13 protein-coding genes are annotated in these 16,520 nt (G+C 54.9%); 6 read left to right on the forward strand and 7 right to left on the reverse strand.

Features of this window, described 5'->3' with window-relative positions; genetic code table 11:
* Window positions 1-137 precede the first annotated feature (137 nt).
* Together ACWFTY_RS15350 and ACWFTY_RS15355 are read left to right on the forward strand one after the other, a co-directional pair.
* Window positions 138-899, forward strand: coding sequence for a hypothetical protein (locus tag ACWFTY_RS15350; protein WP_447525048.1), 762 nt, complete (start codon window positions 138-140; stop codon window positions 897-899).
* Window positions 896-2,236 carry a hypothetical protein gene (locus ACWFTY_RS15355; protein ID WP_447525049.1) on the forward strand — a complete coding sequence of 447 codons (1,341 nt, stop codon included), beginning with the start codon at window positions 896-898 and terminating at the stop codon, window positions 2,234-2,236. Before ACWFTY_RS15350 ends, ACWFTY_RS15355 begins: the two co-directional genes overlap by 4 nt.
* 18 nt (window positions 2,237-2,254) lie before the next feature.
* On the opposite strand, the gene pabB is transcribed toward ACWFTY_RS15355, so the two are convergent.
* Window positions 2,255-4,099 carry an aminodeoxychorismate synthase component I gene (pabB, locus tag ACWFTY_RS15360; protein ID WP_447525050.1) on the reverse strand — a complete coding sequence of 615 codons (1,845 nt, stop codon included), beginning with the start codon at window positions 4,097-4,099 and terminating at the stop codon, window positions 2,255-2,257.
* A 69-nt stretch (window positions 4,100-4,168) separates the two neighbouring features.
* On the opposite strand from pabB, the gene ACWFTY_RS15365 reads away from it, so the two are divergent.
* From ACWFTY_RS15365 to ACWFTY_RS15380, 4 genes are all read left to right on the forward strand, one after another.
* Window positions 4,169-6,109, forward strand: coding sequence for a S9 family peptidase (locus ACWFTY_RS15365; protein ID WP_447525051.1), 1,941 nt, complete (start codon window positions 4,169-4,171; stop codon window positions 6,107-6,109).
* A 36-nt stretch (window positions 6,110-6,145) separates the two neighbouring features.
* Window positions 6,146-6,571, forward strand: a complete 426-nt coding sequence (locus ACWFTY_RS15370) for a response regulator transcription factor (protein WP_447525052.1) — start codon at window positions 6,146-6,148, stop codon at window positions 6,569-6,571.
* Window positions 6,572-6,664: 93 nt separating this feature from the next.
* Window positions 6,665-7,195: a DUF4199 domain-containing protein gene (locus ACWFTY_RS15375; protein ID WP_447525053.1), complete on the forward strand. Its 531-nt coding sequence runs from the start codon at window positions 6,665-6,667 to the stop codon at window positions 7,193-7,195.
* Window positions 7,196-7,210: 15 nt separating this feature from the next.
* Window positions 7,211-7,585, forward strand: coding sequence for a VOC family protein (locus ACWFTY_RS15380; RefSeq protein WP_447525054.1), 375 nt, complete (start codon window positions 7,211-7,213; stop codon window positions 7,583-7,585).
* A gap of 16 nt (window positions 7,586-7,601) precedes the next feature.
* On the opposite strand, the gene ACWFTY_RS15385 is transcribed toward ACWFTY_RS15380, so the two are convergent.
* The 6 genes from ACWFTY_RS15385 to ACWFTY_RS15410 all read right to left on the reverse strand — a co-directional run bounded on the left by ACWFTY_RS15385 (window position 7,602) and on the right by ACWFTY_RS15410 (window position 16,451).
* Window positions 7,602-8,288: a crotonase/enoyl-CoA hydratase family protein gene (locus ACWFTY_RS15385; protein ID WP_447525055.1), complete on the reverse strand. Its 687-nt coding sequence runs from the start codon at window positions 8,286-8,288 to the stop codon at window positions 7,602-7,604.
* Window positions 8,289-8,430: 142 nt separating this feature from the next.
* Complete coding sequence (locus ACWFTY_RS15390) at window positions 8,431-9,552, reverse strand: kynureninase/PvdN C-terminal domain-containing protein (protein ID WP_447525056.1); 1,122 nt, start codon at window positions 9,550-9,552, stop codon at window positions 8,431-8,433.
* Window positions 9,549-10,346: a tryptophan 2,3-dioxygenase gene (locus ACWFTY_RS15395; protein WP_447525057.1), complete on the reverse strand. Its 798-nt coding sequence runs from the start codon at window positions 10,344-10,346 to the stop codon at window positions 9,549-9,551. The genes ACWFTY_RS15390 and ACWFTY_RS15395 overlap by 4 nt, the downstream gene beginning before the upstream one ends.
* Before the next feature lie 42 nt (window positions 10,347-10,388).
* Window positions 10,389-11,939, reverse strand: coding sequence for a GspE/PulE family protein (locus tag ACWFTY_RS15400; protein WP_447525058.1), 1,551 nt, complete (start codon window positions 11,937-11,939; stop codon window positions 10,389-10,391).
* 184 nt (window positions 11,940-12,123) lie between these two features.
* The gene (locus ACWFTY_RS15405; protein WP_447525059.1) at window positions 12,124-14,850 is read right to left on the reverse strand and encodes a TonB-dependent receptor domain-containing protein; all 2,727 of its coding nucleotides are present in this window, start codon (window positions 14,848-14,850) and stop codon (window positions 12,124-12,126) included.
* Window positions 14,851-14,921: 71 nt separating this feature from the next.
* Window positions 14,922-16,451 carry a hypothetical protein gene (locus tag ACWFTY_RS15410; RefSeq protein ID WP_447525060.1) on the reverse strand — a complete coding sequence of 510 codons (1,530 nt, stop codon included), beginning with the start codon at window positions 16,449-16,451 and terminating at the stop codon, window positions 14,922-14,924.
* Window positions 16,452-16,520 lie beyond the last annotated feature (69 nt).

Genomic DNA, 16,520 nt, shown 5'->3' on the forward strand with positions numbered 1-16,520 from the left:
GAATCTTTGGATAGGGATAATCTGCTGTAATTTGTGCCATTTTTCTTTGGCTAAAACAGGTGAGACAATCAGTTTTTGTAATCGCACAGCAAGATCAAGTTGCACTTAACGTTCGATTGCGCAAGTATCGCTGACGTATGAAACGATTGGAAAATTTCTTAGCGCAGCAGCCAGCGTGCGCGCTTCTTGAAGAGCGTAGTTTAATTCATACGGCAAGTGGTGAGATTTTTTTGGATATATTGGAATGCGGAAAGATCATTCCAAGTGAATGCCTGGTCTTCAACAGGGAGAAACTAGCATACTTTTTTCTGGGAAGGCCGGCATATAAAACTTCGATCGTTCATGATCCATCGTTCTGGCAACTTCCTGCCGTTTTTTTTCTAAAAAGACCCCAGAATCTAAGTCCCAAACGAATTCATCCTTTCGATAGTGGAGCACTGCACTCTGATCGCTATCGTCAAATTATTGGAAAACTTAAGATCGAAGACTTCGAAATTGACCCGACATGGCAGTCTGTATCAAAGCTAATAAATTACTTCTTTGGCAGCATCGACGAATACCAGAATGGTACAGCCACGTCGTATCAGGACATCAGAAACTTAATCGGGAACGAGACTTCTCAATTCATTCCTTTGGCACTCGCTAAGTTGTACAATTCCCCCTCAAATGCCGAAATTGATGATCGGGTGAAATTGATTGAATTTCAGTATGATTCAGAAATAGAATTAGCATCCGGCAATTTGGCTGCCGTAATAGTTTGCAAAGAGTGGCTAAGAGATCCGAGTATAGAAAAAAAGCTCTCTAACCTAGGATGTGAGATCAAATCTTACCCGCTTTTCCCCCTATCAAGCAGTTCATATTACTCAAAGATATATGAACTGGCGCAAGACATAAAATGACTGACAATCCTTACATTCTTTACTCGGCCCTCAACATATCAAAACAGAATAACGCTATCTGCATTCCATCATTTCTGCACTACCCCGATAATCAGATCTATATTCCGGTCACTGATGAAAGACTTAAGATAATCGGATTCCAACCAATCGATGAATTCGACAATCATTTTACAACGCTCGCACCTGACCATGACGCCTCCTATTCATATAGAATTGAGGATACTGTTCCTCTTGTTATTATCGATGACGGCAGTGTTATTGTCGTATCGAAAGACACTTATGAAGAACTAATTGATGAATTAAAGAAAATGCAAAATCAATATGGAGAGATTTTATCTGAATTATTGAGCGATATTTCTTCCCCGCAGTCCTCATCAAATGACGAAGATTACACAATTTTCTCAAGCGCGGAAGAAGAGCTTTGGGCCAGCTTGGAACTATCGCCAAAAAACTCCACATTGTGGATGGATCAGGTGATTGAAGGTGTCCGACTCGAAAAATGGACAGGTGAAGATATTGATATAGAGAATGCTCGTTTAATGCGCATCCAACTCTTATCGTGGGCACAAAAATTAGCAGAAACTGCTCCTAGCAGAATTTTCAGCCATTTCACTTCCTCTCTTCACAGCGTAGAACAGACAGGGGTTTATTTACAAGACATCTATGGAAGCGCCTTGCTATCGAGAATGACGTTAGATGTACCTCGAAAAGACCGTGTTCTTGATTTAATGCGACGATTTAGAAAGCGCTATGGCAGAGGCCCCTTAAAAAGCGTCCAAGAATTAGCGGAACATGGTTCTGGTGAGTTTAAGGCTAGGGCTGCAGAGGTTCTTGAAAAATATTATTTGCACGTTGAACAAGAGTTAATCAGCGAACACCCGTATCGGATTTTAACAGCAGCGTTCGCTGCGGACTCCGCCGATCAGTGGCCTCAAGCAGTGTTAAAAAAATTAACTTCCTCGGACGAGAAATTTTCAGCAGACATCCAACGCAAACTCAATTTGCATCAAAACTATATGGATGAATACGCAAAAATTCGTGAAGGGGGGGGTATTAAGCTTTCTGACAACACCACATCGTTAATCGACACCGATCGTATTAGAGAACTAGCGCTCTTACTCGTCCAGTCTTCTTCTAATATAAAACAACAAGTTGAAATGCTCGATGTTCTAAAAAAAGTCCTTAGCAGTTCAGAAAAAAGAAACGAAAATCGTCTCATGGGCGCTATAGATTACCATAAACTAGAACTTAACGAGGATCTTTTAACATCGATTATAGGCTTCGATCCAGATAGCTATGGTGTTAACTTATATTCTGCTATCAATAATCTATTTTAGATTTACTATAACAGCGCTCTAATCCGCCACCTCACCTCTCACCAACCCCCGCACACTATTCCCAACCAAAAACCCGCCCGCCAGATCCTCCGCGCGCAATTCCGCCTCGACCGCCTGCCCACTCTCAATCAGTTCCGCGCGCAGCACGCCCGGCAACACACCTCTTGCCAAAGGCGGCGTCAGCAACTTGCCGTCACGCTCGACGAACACATTCCAGATCGCGCCTTCGGTGACATAGCCGTCGCCATCGACGAAGATCGGGTGGGCGCCATCCGCTAGGCCACCGTCTTCTTTGGCGACCTCATAGACCCGCCGGTCGCTGGTCTTGTGGTGCAGGCGAAAATCCTGGGGCTCGGCCTGCATCGACACCAGCTGACAGCGGACCGGGCCGTCTTGCGGCGCGGGCATCGGCTTTAGCTCGATCGCCAGCGCGCCGGACTGGCCGAGGTGCAGGCGGACCATCGCGGGCGCTTCCTGATGAAAAGTGATCGCCTGGATCGCGTTGCGCGCGGCGTGGCGGTCGAATTCGAATTGCAGGGTGCGGGCGCTGGTCTTCATCCGTTCGAGATGCGCTTCCAGCCGGGCGATGCCGCTGGCGGGATCAAAGGCCATGGTCTCGATCAGGTCGACTCTATGGCCCCCGCCCGCATCGCCCCCCGCACTGCCGTCCCCATTGGCATCCACTTTCGCAAATCTCCCCTTGGCGAGACATTCCCGCCACTCGTCTTCCCCGTTCGAGTCCGCCACTATGCCAGAGCCGAGGCCGATGGAAAGCGTTTCTTTGCCCTCTTGCAGGAAGAAAGTGCGGATCGCGACATTGAAGGCGGCGTCGGAGCGGCCCGTTTCATCGGGGGCGTCGATGCGGCCGATCGAGCCGCAATAGATGCCGCGCGGGCCGGAACCACTGGGCGCCAGTTCCAGCTCGTCGATAATCTCCATCGCCCGGATTTTCGGCGCGCCGGTGATCGAGCCACAGGGGAAAATCTGGCGGATGACATCGACAGCATCAAGGCTCTCCCTGAGCTCCGCGGTGACGGTCGAGGTCATCTGGTGGATGGTCGGATAGCTTTCGACGTGGAACAGCTCCGGCACCTTGACGCTGCCCTGCCTGGCCACCCGCGACAGGTCGTTGCGCAGCAGGTCGACGATCATCAGATTTTCCGCGCGTTGCTTCGGGTCGCTCTGCAATTGCGCCTGCACTTTTGCGTCCGCTTCCGGATCGGCAACCCGCGCGGCGGTACCCTTCATTGGCCTGGCGGTGATCCTTCCGTCTTTCAGCGCGAAGAACAGTTCCGGCGAGAAGGACAGCATCCAGTTGGTGCCGTCAAACACGACGCCGCCATAGCCGGCCTGCGCCCGCCCTCTTATGGCGGCATAAAGCGCCAGCGGATGTCCGGAAAAGTCCATTTCCGCGCGAAACGTGAGGTTGGCCTGATAAATATCGCCATTATTGATGTAATTTTGTACGGTTTCGAACGCCGCATCATAAGCCTCGCGCGACACCAGAGGCTCGAGCCGCCCAAGCCACGCCCCGTTGCGGTCGGGCAGCGCCTCGGCCACCTCATCCGGGCTTAATTCATTGTAATCATTGAAAATCCCGAACCAGGCCAGCGGTGCAGGCAAATCCGCCGGCATTTTGCCCCGCAACCGCTCCTCCAGCCCCAGCCCCGCCTCATAGGAAAGATAACCGGCAACATGCTTTCCCGCCAATCGCGCCCGCGACAGGGACTCAAAACATGCTTCCAATTCTTCCAATTTGTCCGCCCGGATGATCGCTACCGGATCGCTGTAAAGCCGCGCTGACGCTGCATCAGCGGCCCGCACATCATCAAGCAGGACAAAGGGTTGGTCGGCACAAAACATGGTCCCCTCTAATTGCTTTTGCTACGCTTCGTCCATAAACATCGCACAACGGAACAGCAGGAACAGTTTATGACGGGCAAATGGTTGATCAGCATGGTGGTCGCGGCAGTAACGATCGCATGGCAGGGACCGGCGCTGGCGCAGGATGTAGCGCCGAAACCCGCCGCGCTGGTCGCCGACCAGATCCCTGATATTCCTCGGGAAATCGTCGACCGCACCCGGCCCTATATGGAATATCGGACTGCCAGTTTTATCGACTGGGACCCGAAGAGCAGAGCCATGCTGATATCCACCCGCTTTGCCGACACCAACCAGCTGCACCGCGTTGCCACCCCGATGGGACAGCGCGAGCAACTGACCTTTGCCGGCGAACCGGTCTATTCGGCCCGTTATGCGCCCGACGGCTCCGCCTTGTTGTTCGAGAAGGACAGCGGCGGCAACGAGGTCAACCAGATCTATGCGCTGACGAAAGGCGGGCCCGAGCTGCTCAGCGATGGCGAAAGCCGCAACAATCTGGGCCCCTGGTCGAGCAGCGGCAAGCTGGTCGCCTTCGGCTCGAACAAGCGCACCGGGCTTTACAATGACATCTATCTGATGGACCCGGCCCACCCGGACAGCGCCCGGATGCTGATCGCTTCCACCGGTGGCGGTTGGTTTCCGATCGACTTTTCACCGGATGACAAACAGTTGCTGGTATTCAACTATGTCTCGGTCACCGACAACCAGCTCTATCTGATCGACATCGCCCAGGGCACGTCGCGCAAGCTGACCGACAGCAGCAAGCCGGTCGGCTATGACGGGCTGAAATTCGCGCCCGACGGCCGGCTCTGGGCGGCATCGGATGACGGCAGCGACGTCAAACGGCTCGGCTTCGTCAATCTGGAAACCGCTTCCTTCGAACCGGTAATCGACGAGAAAGTCCGGGATATCACCGATTTCGATATCAGCCAGGATGGCCGCTGGATCGCCTTCGAGGTCAATCATGCCGGCCGCTCCGTGCTCAAATTCTATGACATGCAAAGCGGCGAGGTCCGCGTCGTGGACGGCCTGTCGGATGGCGTGATCAGCGGCGTCAAGTTCGCGCCCTGGGGGGAGCTCGGCATCACGCTGAACAGCAACCGCACCGGCACCGATGCCTATAGCGTCAACCCCGAAACTCTGGCGATCACCCGCTGGACCAGAAGCGAAACCGGCGGGCTGGATAGCGCCGACAATGTCGCGCCGGAGCTGGTCGAGATAGAAAGTTTCGACGGCGAGAAAATGTCCGGATTTCTCTATCGCCCCGATCCCGCCCGGTACAAGGGCAAGCGGCCGCTGATCATCGACATTCACGGCGGGCCGGAAGGTCAGGCCACACCGCGTTTTCTGGGTCGCAATAACTATCTGATCAACGAACTGGGCATCGCGATATTCTACCCCAATGTGCGGGGGTCAATCGGCTTTGGCAAAAGGTTCGTGACGCTCGATAACGGCCCCTGGCTGCGGGAGAACAGCGTGCTCGATATCGGTGCGTTTCTCGACCAATTGCAGGGGGACCGGCTCATTGACCGCAAGCGCATCGCGATATCCGGTGGCAGCTATGGCGGCTATATGACGCTGGCGTCGATGCTGCGCTACGGCAAGAAGCTGAAGGCCGGGCTGGAGGTCGTCGGCATTTCCAATTTTGTGACATTTCTGGAAAACACCCAGGCCTATCGCCGCGACCTCAGGCGGGTGGAATATGGCGACGAACGCATTCCCGAACAGCGCGCCAAGCTCGAAGAAATAAGCCCGCTACTCCGCGCCAGCGAGATCAATATCCCGCTGATGGTGGTTACCGGCGCCAATGACCCGCGCGTCCCGGCAAGCGAAGCCGACCAGATCGTCGCTGCCGTCCGCGCCAATGACCGCCCAGCCTGGCATTTGCTGGCCGAGAATGAAGGCCATGGATTCCGCAAGAAAGCCAATGCCGACTATCAATTCTGGGCGAGCCTGATCTTCTGGCAAAAATATCTGCTGGGGGAGAAATAGGGCGGCTGGCGCACGCCGGCAGTCCCACTGATCACGATGTCGAAACCAGTCCTGAAAATCCTGTTGCTCTACAGCCTGCCGCTGGCTGCGGCAGCTTTCGCGCTGGAGTGGCTGCAATATCAATATTTCGCCAAGACCTATTCGGTTGAAATCTATGTCGTGCTGATCGCCCTCGCCTTTGCATCGCTCGGCATCTGGGTCGGCCACAGACTGACCGTGAAAAAACCGCGTGGACCATTTGAGCAGAACAGGGCCGCGCTCAAATCGCTGGGCATATCGGCACGGGAACTGGAAGTGCTCGAAGCATTGGCGGACGGTCAATCGAACAAGGAGATCGGGCGGACGCTGGGAATCTCGCCCAATACCGTCAAAACCCATATCGCCAAGCTCTACGCGAAACTGCGGGTCAATGGCCGTATCCGGGCGATCGAGGAAGCGCGAACCCTGCATCTGATCCGCTGATATAAAGGGATGATAATAGCGAAATCACCCATCCGGGTGATTTCCAATAGCCGTGGCGGCTGCCATAACCACCGTACAAACGGAGGAAATGCCATGCAGAAAATCGCCTTAACCTATGGAGTGCTGTCCGGGACTATCACCATAGCCACGTTGATCCTGGGTATCGTTGTCAGCAATGGTAGCAGTTTTCTCTCGTCGGAACTTTTCGGCTATCTGACCATGTTGGTCGCGCTGTCGATGATATTCATTGGCATAAAACGCTATCGCGATCAGGAACTCGGCGGGGTTATCCGGTTCTTTCCTGCACTTGCTATGGGCCTCGCCATCGCGATGATCGCCGGGATCATGTATACGGTCGTCTGGGAGCTATATTCGCTGAGCAACGATTACGCTTATATCAACGGCTATGTGAACAGCGCGATCGAGGCCAAAAAAGCGGCAGGCCTGACCGCAGAAAAACTGGCGCAGGAAATTATGGCTCTGGAAGAATTGCGCTCCGATTACGGCAAAATCTATATTCGCATGCCGATGACTTTCATGGAGATATTTCCGGTGGGATTGATCATCGCCATCGTCTCGGCTGCTGTTTTGCAAAATCCGAAAATCCTGCCAGTCCGGCAATAAGTGCAGCGAAGGAGAATGAAGATGAAACTCGGAGCCTTTTCAATAAGCCTGTCGGTCAAGAACATCGCTCTTTCAAAGGCCTTTTACGAAAAGCTCGGCTTTGCCAAATTTGGCGGCGACGAAGACCAGAAATGGCTGATCCTGAAAAATGGCGAGATAACGCTCGGCCTGTTCGAGGGCATGTTTCCCAAGAATATGCTGACTTTCAACCCCGGATGGGATCAGAATGCACAGAATATCGATAATTTTGACGATATCCGGACGATTGAAAAATCATTGCTGGCAGCGGGCGTGCAGCTCGACAGCCAGACCGATGGCAGCAAGGGTCCGGCCAGCATCATGTTGACCGATCCCGATGGCAACCCGATCCTGATCGACCAGCATCGCTAAGACTAGGGATAAGAGCCTAGTTCCGCAGATTAGGATGATTGCCGATGCTCGCCCGGATCGCATCCAGCGCCGGTTTGCGCATTGCCGATTTCTGATAGGCATAGGCATGACCCGGCAGCTTGGCGAGTTGGCCGGCAATCGCGGTTGCCTGACTGACGACTTTATCCGGCTCGACCAGCATATCGAGATAGCCCGCCTCGACCGCGCCGTTCGGATCATAAATATAGGCCTGGATCATCGCGCGGGTCTGGTGCAGCGGGCTGAGCCGGTCCCGCGCCAGCTCGACTGCAAATACCGGCAGGGTCATGCCGGTAATCGATTCATTCGCACCCAGTTTGAAATCGCCTGCCGCTCCAATCCGCGTGTCGCAGGACATCAACAGGAACACGCCCATGGCGATGGCGTGGCCGGTGCAAGCCGCAACGACGGGAAGCGGCCCGCCATATAGACGCAGCACCAGTTCCGAGGCACGATCGAGCAAACGGACGGAATCGTCACGGGTGAAGCTGCCCATCATACCGAGATCGAAGCCGCCAGAAAAACGACCTTCACGGCCAGCCAATACAATTGCCTTGGCATCCGTTTCGGCTTTGTCCAGCGCCTCGTTGAGCGCCTCCATCAGCTCGAAATTGACGGCGTTGGCCTTGCCATCGTCCAAGGTGATAAGCGCCACATCATTCTGGATATCGACGGAAATGCTCATGGTCTGTCCTTTTCAAGGCGGCTTTAACTGATCGGTTATGCCTATTGCTGAAAATGCTCAGGTCAATGGAAATATCAGTCGGCAAAACCCCGAAATCCTCTAAATAACGGACAAAGGCTGACAGTCCGTAACGGCAAATCGTTCAGACCACTTCGGCTATTATTTTTATCAAGCGCTCCACATCGTTCCGATCCTGATAAAGCGCGAAGCCAATCCGCAGGACATCGCCGCGGACATCTGTCACGACATTTTGCCCGGCCAGCCTGTAATGGAGTGCGGATGCTGTTTCCCCGCGGAAAGCGAGAAAGCGCGCGTGCTGCGGGCCGCCAAGCGGATTGAGAAGTTCAAAGTCTGGCAGCGAGTCGCCTTCCAGAAACTGGGCCTGCAGAGCGGCGACATGGCTTGAAATCACCGCCGTCGTCAGCCCTTCGCTGTTCAGCATATTCTGCACAGCGTTATAACGATAGAGGCCGGAGGGATCGAAAGTACTGCCAAGAAACCGCCGTCCGTCCGGAGCATAGCCGACCTCTCCGGGCGGCAGGGCGAGATCGTCAAATGCTGCATACCAGCCAGTCACTACAGGACGTTCGGCATAGCCCGGAGGTGCGTGGAGGAAGCAGGCCCCCTCCCCCGCCATCGCGTATTTATAACCACCCGAGAGGTAAAACACCCGGTCCGCTATTTGCGACAGATCGGTCTCGATCGCCATGAAGCCGTGATAGCCATCGATCACCACCCAAGGCCCCTCGGGACGCGCCAGCGCCGCAAGTTCATCCAGCACGGAGACGATGGTGCCGGAATTGAACAGGACATGGCTGGCAAATATCAGATCAAAAAAATCGGTCCTGGCCCGAGAAAGCAAGCCTTCCGGCGACGCGGTTTCCAGGACAACCTCTCCGGATTCCACCCAGCGCGTCATTTGGCGGCGAAAGCTGTGAAACTCGCCATCGGTGGCCAGCACCCTGACCGGCCGCGCCGGAATGGCGGACAACATGCGCACGATAAAATCATGCGTGTTGGGAGCAAAGCAAAGCGTCGCTGGATCGGGCAGGTTCAGTTCATTAGCGACATGTTCTTGCGCTTCGGACCAAATCGGCCCCATAATCTTAGCCCACTTGTGATCCGCCAGCGCCGCCGCGTCCTGCCAGGCCGCCATATGGCCGTCGTGGCTGGCATCGGGCCAGAGATGATGGCTGTGGGCAGCGAAATGCAGCCGCCCGGGGTTCGCGGCCAGAGACCTGGAAAACAGATGTTTCCAGCTCATAATTGGGTACGCAGCGACCAAAGTTCGGGAAAGGCGCGCTTGCCGACCGTGCTCTGCAGATAGGAAACGCCCGCCGTTCCGCCGGTGCCCATTTTCCCGCCGATGATCCGCTCGACGGTCAGCACATGCTTGTGCCGCCAGGTCGCCATGGCATCATCAAGGTCGACCAGCTTTTCCGCCAGTTGATAGAGTTCCCAATATTTCTCGGGATTGCGGTAAACTTCCAAAAAGGCTGCCTCGACCTGTTCCGACGGTTGATGCGAGACGGCAAAGTCGCGGGCCAGCAAGTCCGGAGCAATATCAAAGCCGGCACGTGCCAAGGCCGCTATCGCATCATCCCAGATACTCGGTTGATCGAGCGCAGCCTGCATCGCCGCTTGCGCTTCCGGCCTATCCTCCTGATATTTCAGGAATGCCTTGTCCTTGAGGCCAAGCATATATTCAACGGTCCGGAACTGGTCGGACTGGAAGCCGGAACTCGGTCCCAGAACATGACGGAACCGCGTGTAATCGCTAGGTGTCATCGTCGACAATACATCCCAGCTGAGCGTCATGACCGCCTGGATGCGGCTGACCCGCGCCAGGGCTTTATAGGCAGGTACCAGTGCATCAGTGCTTATCTGCTGCTTGGCAAAGCGCATCTCGCGGATAATCTGTTTGAGCCAGAGTTCTTTGGTCTGGTGGATGATGATGAACAGCATCTCGTCGTCCAGATCTGAACGGGGATGTTGCGCGTCGAGCAGAGTGTCGAGCGCCAGATAGCGCGCATAGGTCATTGTCGATTGATCGGTCATGCGAGATAGTAACGCCGCAATGCGCTTATGGGAAGAGTCAGCCTAACCTACAGTCTCGCTTTCTCGGCGGGATATTCTGATGCCTTCCTCGGCGGTGGTAAGACCTTCGCGGACGAGGGCTCTGGCAGCGGAGCCGAGATTCGGCTGGCGCAGGAAGGCATGGGAGGCAATGCGCGCTTCATCCCCGCCATCGTTGATCAGCTTTCTGAGCGTGTCATCAACGCGGATCGCCTCGAACACCCCGATCAGGCCCTGAAAGCCGGTCTGGTTACATTGATCGCAGCCGGTCTCGCGGTAGACCACCGTGCCATTATCAAAACCGAGTAGAGAGGCAAGGCTCCCATCGGCCTGTATCGGCGTGCGGCAATGCTCGCAGAGTTTTCTGACCAGACGCTGGGACACAACCGCGCGTAATGTCGAGGCCAGCAGAAACGGTTCCACTTTCATGTCTCGCATCCGTGTGATCGCACTGACCGCATCATTGGTGTGCACCGTGGACAGGACGAGGTGGCCGGTCAGGCTGGCCTGCACCGCGATTTCTGCGGTCTCCCGGTCACGTATCTCACCAATCATTACCACATCCGGATCTTGTCTTAGAATGGCGCGCAGTCCGGCAGCAAAAGTGAGTCCGACTTTTGTTTTCACCTGGGTCTGGCCAATGCCCTCGATCGCATCTTCTACCGGATCCTCGATGGTCAGAATATTGCGGCTGCCGTCGTTGAGCTGCTTGAGACCGGCGTAAAGCGTGGTGGTCTTGCCCGAACCCGTTGGTCCGGTGACGAGAATAATGCCATTGGGTTCGCTAAGCGCATCGGTCAGGATCGCATGGGTGCTCTCCGACATGCCGAGCAGATCGAGCGAAATGCCGGTGCTTTCCTTGTCCAGTATCCGCATCACCACGCGCTCGCTCGCCCGGTTCGGCAGTGTGGAAACACGCACGTCGAACAGCTTGGGCCCCAATGTCAGACTGATCCGGCCATCCTGCGGGATTCTTCGTTCAGCAATATCCAGCCGCGCCATTAGCTTGATCCGGTGGACAATCACGTCCGCGACATGCGGCGGCATACGGAGCTTTTCGGTCAGCACGCCGTCGACCCGCATGCGGACAACAAGTCCGGCCTCATAGGACTCGATATGGATGTCCGAGGCACCCTGTCTTGCGGCCTCTGCAATGATCCCGTTGATCAACCGGATCGTCGGAACATCATCGGCGCTGTCCAGCAAATCTTCTGCGCTCGGGATATCACCGGCAATATCGTCCAGCCCCCCGCCAGCCAGCGCCATATCGCTGGCCATGGTGGCAGCGGAGCCGTCCATCGGATAATGGGCGCTGAGCAGCTTCTCGAATGCCGGATCATCCACCATATCCACATCGAAAGGCAACGCCAGATAGCGCCGCACTTCCAGCAATGCGGATGGGTCGGATCCCGTGCGCATCGCGATCGAAGCGCGATCGCCTTCCATCGAACAGATTAACACGCCTTGATCACGGGCATAGTTGTAAGGAAGGTCGAGCAGCGGCGCTTCACTGCCATGAAACGACCGAGACGATTGCCCGATGGCTACCCCCTCGGCCAGATCAGGCACATTCATGCCATGTATCCGCGACTGGATCGAGCGCAACACGCGATCTGTTCTGACATATTCTCACAGCCCAGTATCAGAAATCCAAGTATCACGAAGTCCCCGTCCTATCTTGCCCGTTACACTGGCTAGATCGCTATGGTGACGCCTCCGCGACTCTTAGGTGACATATAGGTTACGCTCACACCGCAAACTAGAATTTCGCCTTGATGCCGAGAGAAAAGCTGCGACCCAGATCATATTGCTGGTTGATAATAAGGACGTTGCCGGACTGGGTTTCCCGGAAACTTTCATTGGTCAGATTGCGGGCCTCGAATTTGATTTCCAGTTCCTGACCAGCAATGGTGACAGCCTCCCTTGCGACAAAGTCGAGCTTCAGACTGGCATCCTGCACCAGATCAGGATCAGGCTGGCCGCCCGTAATCGGGCCGCGCGTCGTCACCCGGTCGCTCGCATAGCTGAGCAGGAAGGTATATTGCGAAAGCCGTTCTGTATTTTCTATACCGAATTGAAAATTCGCCAGATGCTTCGATTGTCCGGTCAATGGCGCGCCATCAATGAAAACCTGATTTGCCGGACGAACGCCAAGCGTATCGTCCAATATAGTCGTATCATTCGCGCCAACCTTCAGCTTGGAGTCGGTATAGGTATAGTTGGCAATCGCAACGAACCTTCTATCCGCAAAAAAGTCTGAATCCCCCAGCCCGTCCATCGGGAAATATTTCAGCAGCTCGATTTCAGCACCATAAAGCTGGGCTTCCGGAGCATTGGCAAATGTGGTCTGGAAATCCGAACTGCCGGCAGGGATGAATGCAACCGGTTCGATCGGATTGTCGATCTTCTTGTAAAAGCCCGCAAGCAATACACGTTCACCATCGCCGAAATAATATTCCACGCGCGCTTCGGCATTGAACAGTTCGCTATCCTGAAGAAACGGATTACCCGAAAATACCCGACCGGAATCCGGGTCAAGATATTGCGGGCGGGCCAATTCGCGAAATTGCGGACGAGCAATGGTTTTCGAAGCGCTAGCGCGGAACTGCATGTCATCCGCAAAATTCCACGTTAGCGTGCCAGCGGGCAACCAATAGTCATTTTCGAGCGGCGCCGTCTGCACCAGCGTACCGTCATTGTAGATATCCAGCGCCGTTATCGACTGCTCTGCCGATTCATAGCGAACACCCAATTCGGCCTGAACGAAGTCAAGCAACTCCACATCCGCTTTTACATAAGCACCGTGAACCGTCAGCTCTGCATCATAGGCCTGCGACCCTGCATTGGTTTGGTCTTCCTGCAGGAAAATGCCGTCAGTGGTGATGCCTTGTGTGTAACCGCCATAGACATTGAAATCGGAAACGAGATAATCAGGGCGCTCCTGGCTCACTGCAAATGGCAAACTACTTGTCGGGAAATAACGGAAGTCGCGCCGGAATGCATTCCGGCTCGTGTTCACATAGCTATAGCCGGTCGACAATGTTATGTTGCGCGACGTTGGCAGGGCATAGGCCAGATCGACGCCACCGTTCCACACATTCTCGTTCAGATCACTAAATGCGATAGTGGCCGACTGCGGGTTGGTCAGCAGGTTATTCACATAATCCTCCGCAACCGGGTCATAGAAATATGTAAATGAGCGTTCGTAGGGCGCTTCGCGCTGTGAATTCGCATAACCACCGCGAACATCAAGCGATATATCGCCAAATTTGAATTCGCCAACCAACACAGTGTCAATCAGCTGACGCTCGATCCAGTTGGTTCGCTGCCGCATTTCATCAGCCGGCGTCGTCGGATCAATTTCGCCGGTATTGATATTGTCCGCCGCCTTGAGGCTCGTCTGTTTGAGAGTGTCCCGAATGTAGAGATTGGTCCAGCGGATTACATGCTCGTCCACCTCGAGACCCAGACCGAGAAGTCCGCTAACCACGATATTGTGATCGGTACGCACGTTGCGCCCGTCATCAGCAACGATACTGGTGGTACCGCCCTGTTCGATGGAATCGCGGGTAAAAAACTTGTTGCTGTAGGACGCGTTGAAAATCACGCCCAGACGGCTGGCACCGATATCCTGGACCAGACCTGCGCTCATATCGGCGCTCCAGTTGACCGGAATATCGTTATTGCTCTGAACCAATGTGGTCGGTGCGTTGATCAGGCTGGCAGTGAAATCCTGCAATTGTTCCTGGGTGAAATCAGGACCCAGTTCGATGCGGGACCCGGCGTTAAATGCCGCGGCCAGTCCGGCCGGCACGTCGCGGGTACCGTCGTCAAAACCCGTCCAGTCACTATCGCTGCCGAAATGGGTATAGCCAAGCTTTCCGGTTGTTTCGCTATTCATGCCGATGCCCATTCCAAAATCGAAATAGCTCTCATCGGGAATGGCGGCAGTGGTCAAATTGATCAGGCCACCACCAAATTCACCGGGATAGTTCACCGAATAGCTTTTCTGAACCGTGGCACTGGCCAGCACCGAAGCAGGAAAAATATCAAGCGGTACAACGCGCTTGAGTGGTTCGGGTGAAGGAATGGGTGTACCATTCAGCAAGGCCTGTGAATAGCGGTCGCCGAGACCGCGAACATAAACGAAGCCGCCGCTATCGACCGAAAGGCCGGTAACCCGTTCCAGTGCGCCAGCGATATCGCCATCGCCCGATCTGGCAATATCTTCCGTTGAAAGAACGGAAATCACGCTCGAATTATTGCGTATGGAATTGGGAATATAACGCCCGCGGACGATAATCTCGCCGCTAAAACCCCCGCCTGGCGCAGAAATGTCGACGTCATCTTCAACATTGCTGTCTTCAGCCGGATCTGTCTCAGCAGGCTGATCCGTATCGGCCGGGGTTGCCTGCGCCAAAGCCGGAAACGGGCTGAGGGCGGTGGAAAGGAGAAGAAGGCTAGCGAGTGGAACAGATTTGGACATTTATAATCCCTCGAAAATAAAGAAAGGGAGGTGGCGGCATGCGCCGCCACCTCCTGAACTTGTCTGAGCGATCAGGAGACCGGCGAACTGGCGCAATTGCGGAGCGCACCGAAATCGGCGTAAGTCGCGTTGCAGGACCAGCTCTGGTACCAGAGATCGTTGATGTCGCGTACGGCACCGATATAATCGACCTGCACGAAGTCCGGGCTGAAGCTTGTGATATTCGCAACCGGCGTCACCGCTGCCTCGTTTGCGCCATTGATGAACAGGGAGACGAGACTGGAAACGAAGTTGAAGTCATTGTTCACATTGCCCGCTGCATTCACTGCAGTGGCTTCAAACGTATCAGCGTCCGCGTCAAAATCGCCCGTTGCACAGCTGCCAACAACCGACTGAATCCGTGGGGGCCCAAGCTCGTCAAGCGCAGCATTCGCAGCTTGAACCGTTTCGGCCTGATCGATGTCTATGCAGGTTCCTGGTCCAACCAGAACGCCGTTGAGGATCGCTGCGTCCGGTCCGCCGCGAAGGTGAATGACCTTGTCGCCTGTCTTCCGCTGGATAAAGGTGAAATTGGCCAGCTTGACGTCCTGACGCGGGGTGAAATCGAAGCCGCTGTCATCGTCGGAGTCAACTTCCCACAACGTGTCGCCACCAGTGGTGTTCTGAACACCGATAACGAACTGGATAGCACCCTTGTAACCCACATCGGTGTCAAGAGAATCATCGTCGGCACCTGTGATTATCAGGTGGTTCAGATTTACCGTACCACCAAAGATTTCCACACCGTCATCACCACTATTGTGAATCTGGACATAGGAAATATTGGTACCCGCACCAACGCCACCCAGGGTAAGACCCTGAAGTTCTTGATTGGCTGACGCAGCGCGTCCGGTATAGCGAACCTGCAGGTAGCTGATGGTACCGCTATTGTCGGCAGCTTGGTCTCCGCCATAGAAATCGGATGGGCCAGCACCTTCCGCCAGTTGCTGGCATCCTGCCGTGCCGCCCACCACTGCACCAATGCAGTTGCTGATCGGCGCGCGGCCAAGAACCAGAATGCCGCCCCACTGGTTCGAGTCAGTATCGGTTGTTGTGCCTTCGATATTCTGCCGCGAGGTGAAAATGATCGGGTTGTTTGCCGAACCGGGCGCATTGAATGTCGATCCGCGATTGACGATCAGGAATGTTGTTGCGCTCTGGGCAAAGACAACCACTCCCGGCTCCACTGTGAGACTGCTGGATACGCCACCAGCTGCTGCGCCGTTACCGCCAACGTCGGTGCCGACCTCGACACGTCCGCTCATCGAATAAATAGTACCGGCACGTTCCGGGACCGTCAAAGCGGTCTGAATGCTGTTAGGGATCTGGCAGACCCGGTTGTTCGCCAGAACACCGGCATTGGTGAAGCCTGTTGGGCAGTCATCAGCTGGCGTGCCCGGCGTTGGAGTTGGCGTCGGAGTAGGCGTTGGCGTTGGCGTCGGTGCCGGCAGCACAACGATATTGCCTTCTCCCGGCGATGCGACATCGTCGGCGCCACAAGCGGTTACCGCGACAGCTGCAGCGCCTGCAAACAGAAAGGAACGAAATTGCTTATTCAACATGGGATTGGTCTCCGCAAAAAACTGATTTGATACTTTCGAATCAAACGATGCGGTTCGAATCAACCGGCC

Source organism: Parasphingorhabdus sp. NYA22 (assembly GCF_976973735.1).

Coding starts and splice junctions, on each gene's coding strand:
- ACWFTY_RS15395 (WP_447525057.1), bottom strand. CDS start 10,346: ATGACCGATCAATCGACAATGACCTATGCGCGCTATCTGGCGCTCGAC.
- ACWFTY_RS15355 (WP_447525049.1), top strand. CDS start 896: ATGACTGACAATCCTTACATTCTTTACTCGGCCCTCAACATATCAAAA.
- ACWFTY_RS15370 (WP_447525052.1), top strand. CDS start 6,146: ATGTCGAAACCAGTCCTGAAAATCCTGTTGCTCTACAGCCTGCCGCTG.
- ACWFTY_RS15390 (WP_447525056.1), bottom strand. CDS start 9,552: ATGAGCTGGAAACATCTGTTTTCCAGGTCTCTGGCCGCGAACCCCGGG.
- ACWFTY_RS15365 (WP_447525051.1), top strand. CDS start 4,169: ATGACGGGCAAATGGTTGATCAGCATGGTGGTCGCGGCAGTAACGATC.
- ACWFTY_RS15405 (WP_447525059.1), bottom strand. CDS start 14,850: ATGTCCAAATCTGTTCCACTCGCTAGCCTTCTTCTCCTTTCCACCGCC.
- ACWFTY_RS15385 (WP_447525055.1), bottom strand. CDS start 8,288: ATGAGCATTTCCGTCGATATCCAGAATGATGTGGCGCTTATCACCTTG.
- pabB (WP_447525050.1), bottom strand. CDS start 4,099: ATGTTTTGTGCCGACCAACCCTTTGTCCTGCTTGATGATGTGCGGGCC.
- ACWFTY_RS15350 (WP_447525048.1), top strand. CDS start 138: ATGAAACGATTGGAAAATTTCTTAGCGCAGCAGCCAGCGTGCGCGCTT.
- ACWFTY_RS15375 (WP_447525053.1), top strand. CDS start 6,665: ATGCAGAAAATCGCCTTAACCTATGGAGTGCTGTCCGGGACTATCACC.
- ACWFTY_RS15400 (WP_447525058.1), bottom strand. CDS start 11,939: ATGAATGTGCCTGATCTGGCCGAGGGGGTAGCCATCGGGCAATCGTCT.
- ACWFTY_RS15410 (WP_447525060.1), bottom strand. CDS start 16,451: ATGTTGAATAAGCAATTTCGTTCCTTTCTGTTTGCAGGCGCTGCAGCT.
- ACWFTY_RS15380 (WP_447525054.1), top strand. CDS start 7,211: ATGAAGATGAAACTCGGAGCCTTTTCAATAAGCCTGTCGGTCAAGAAC.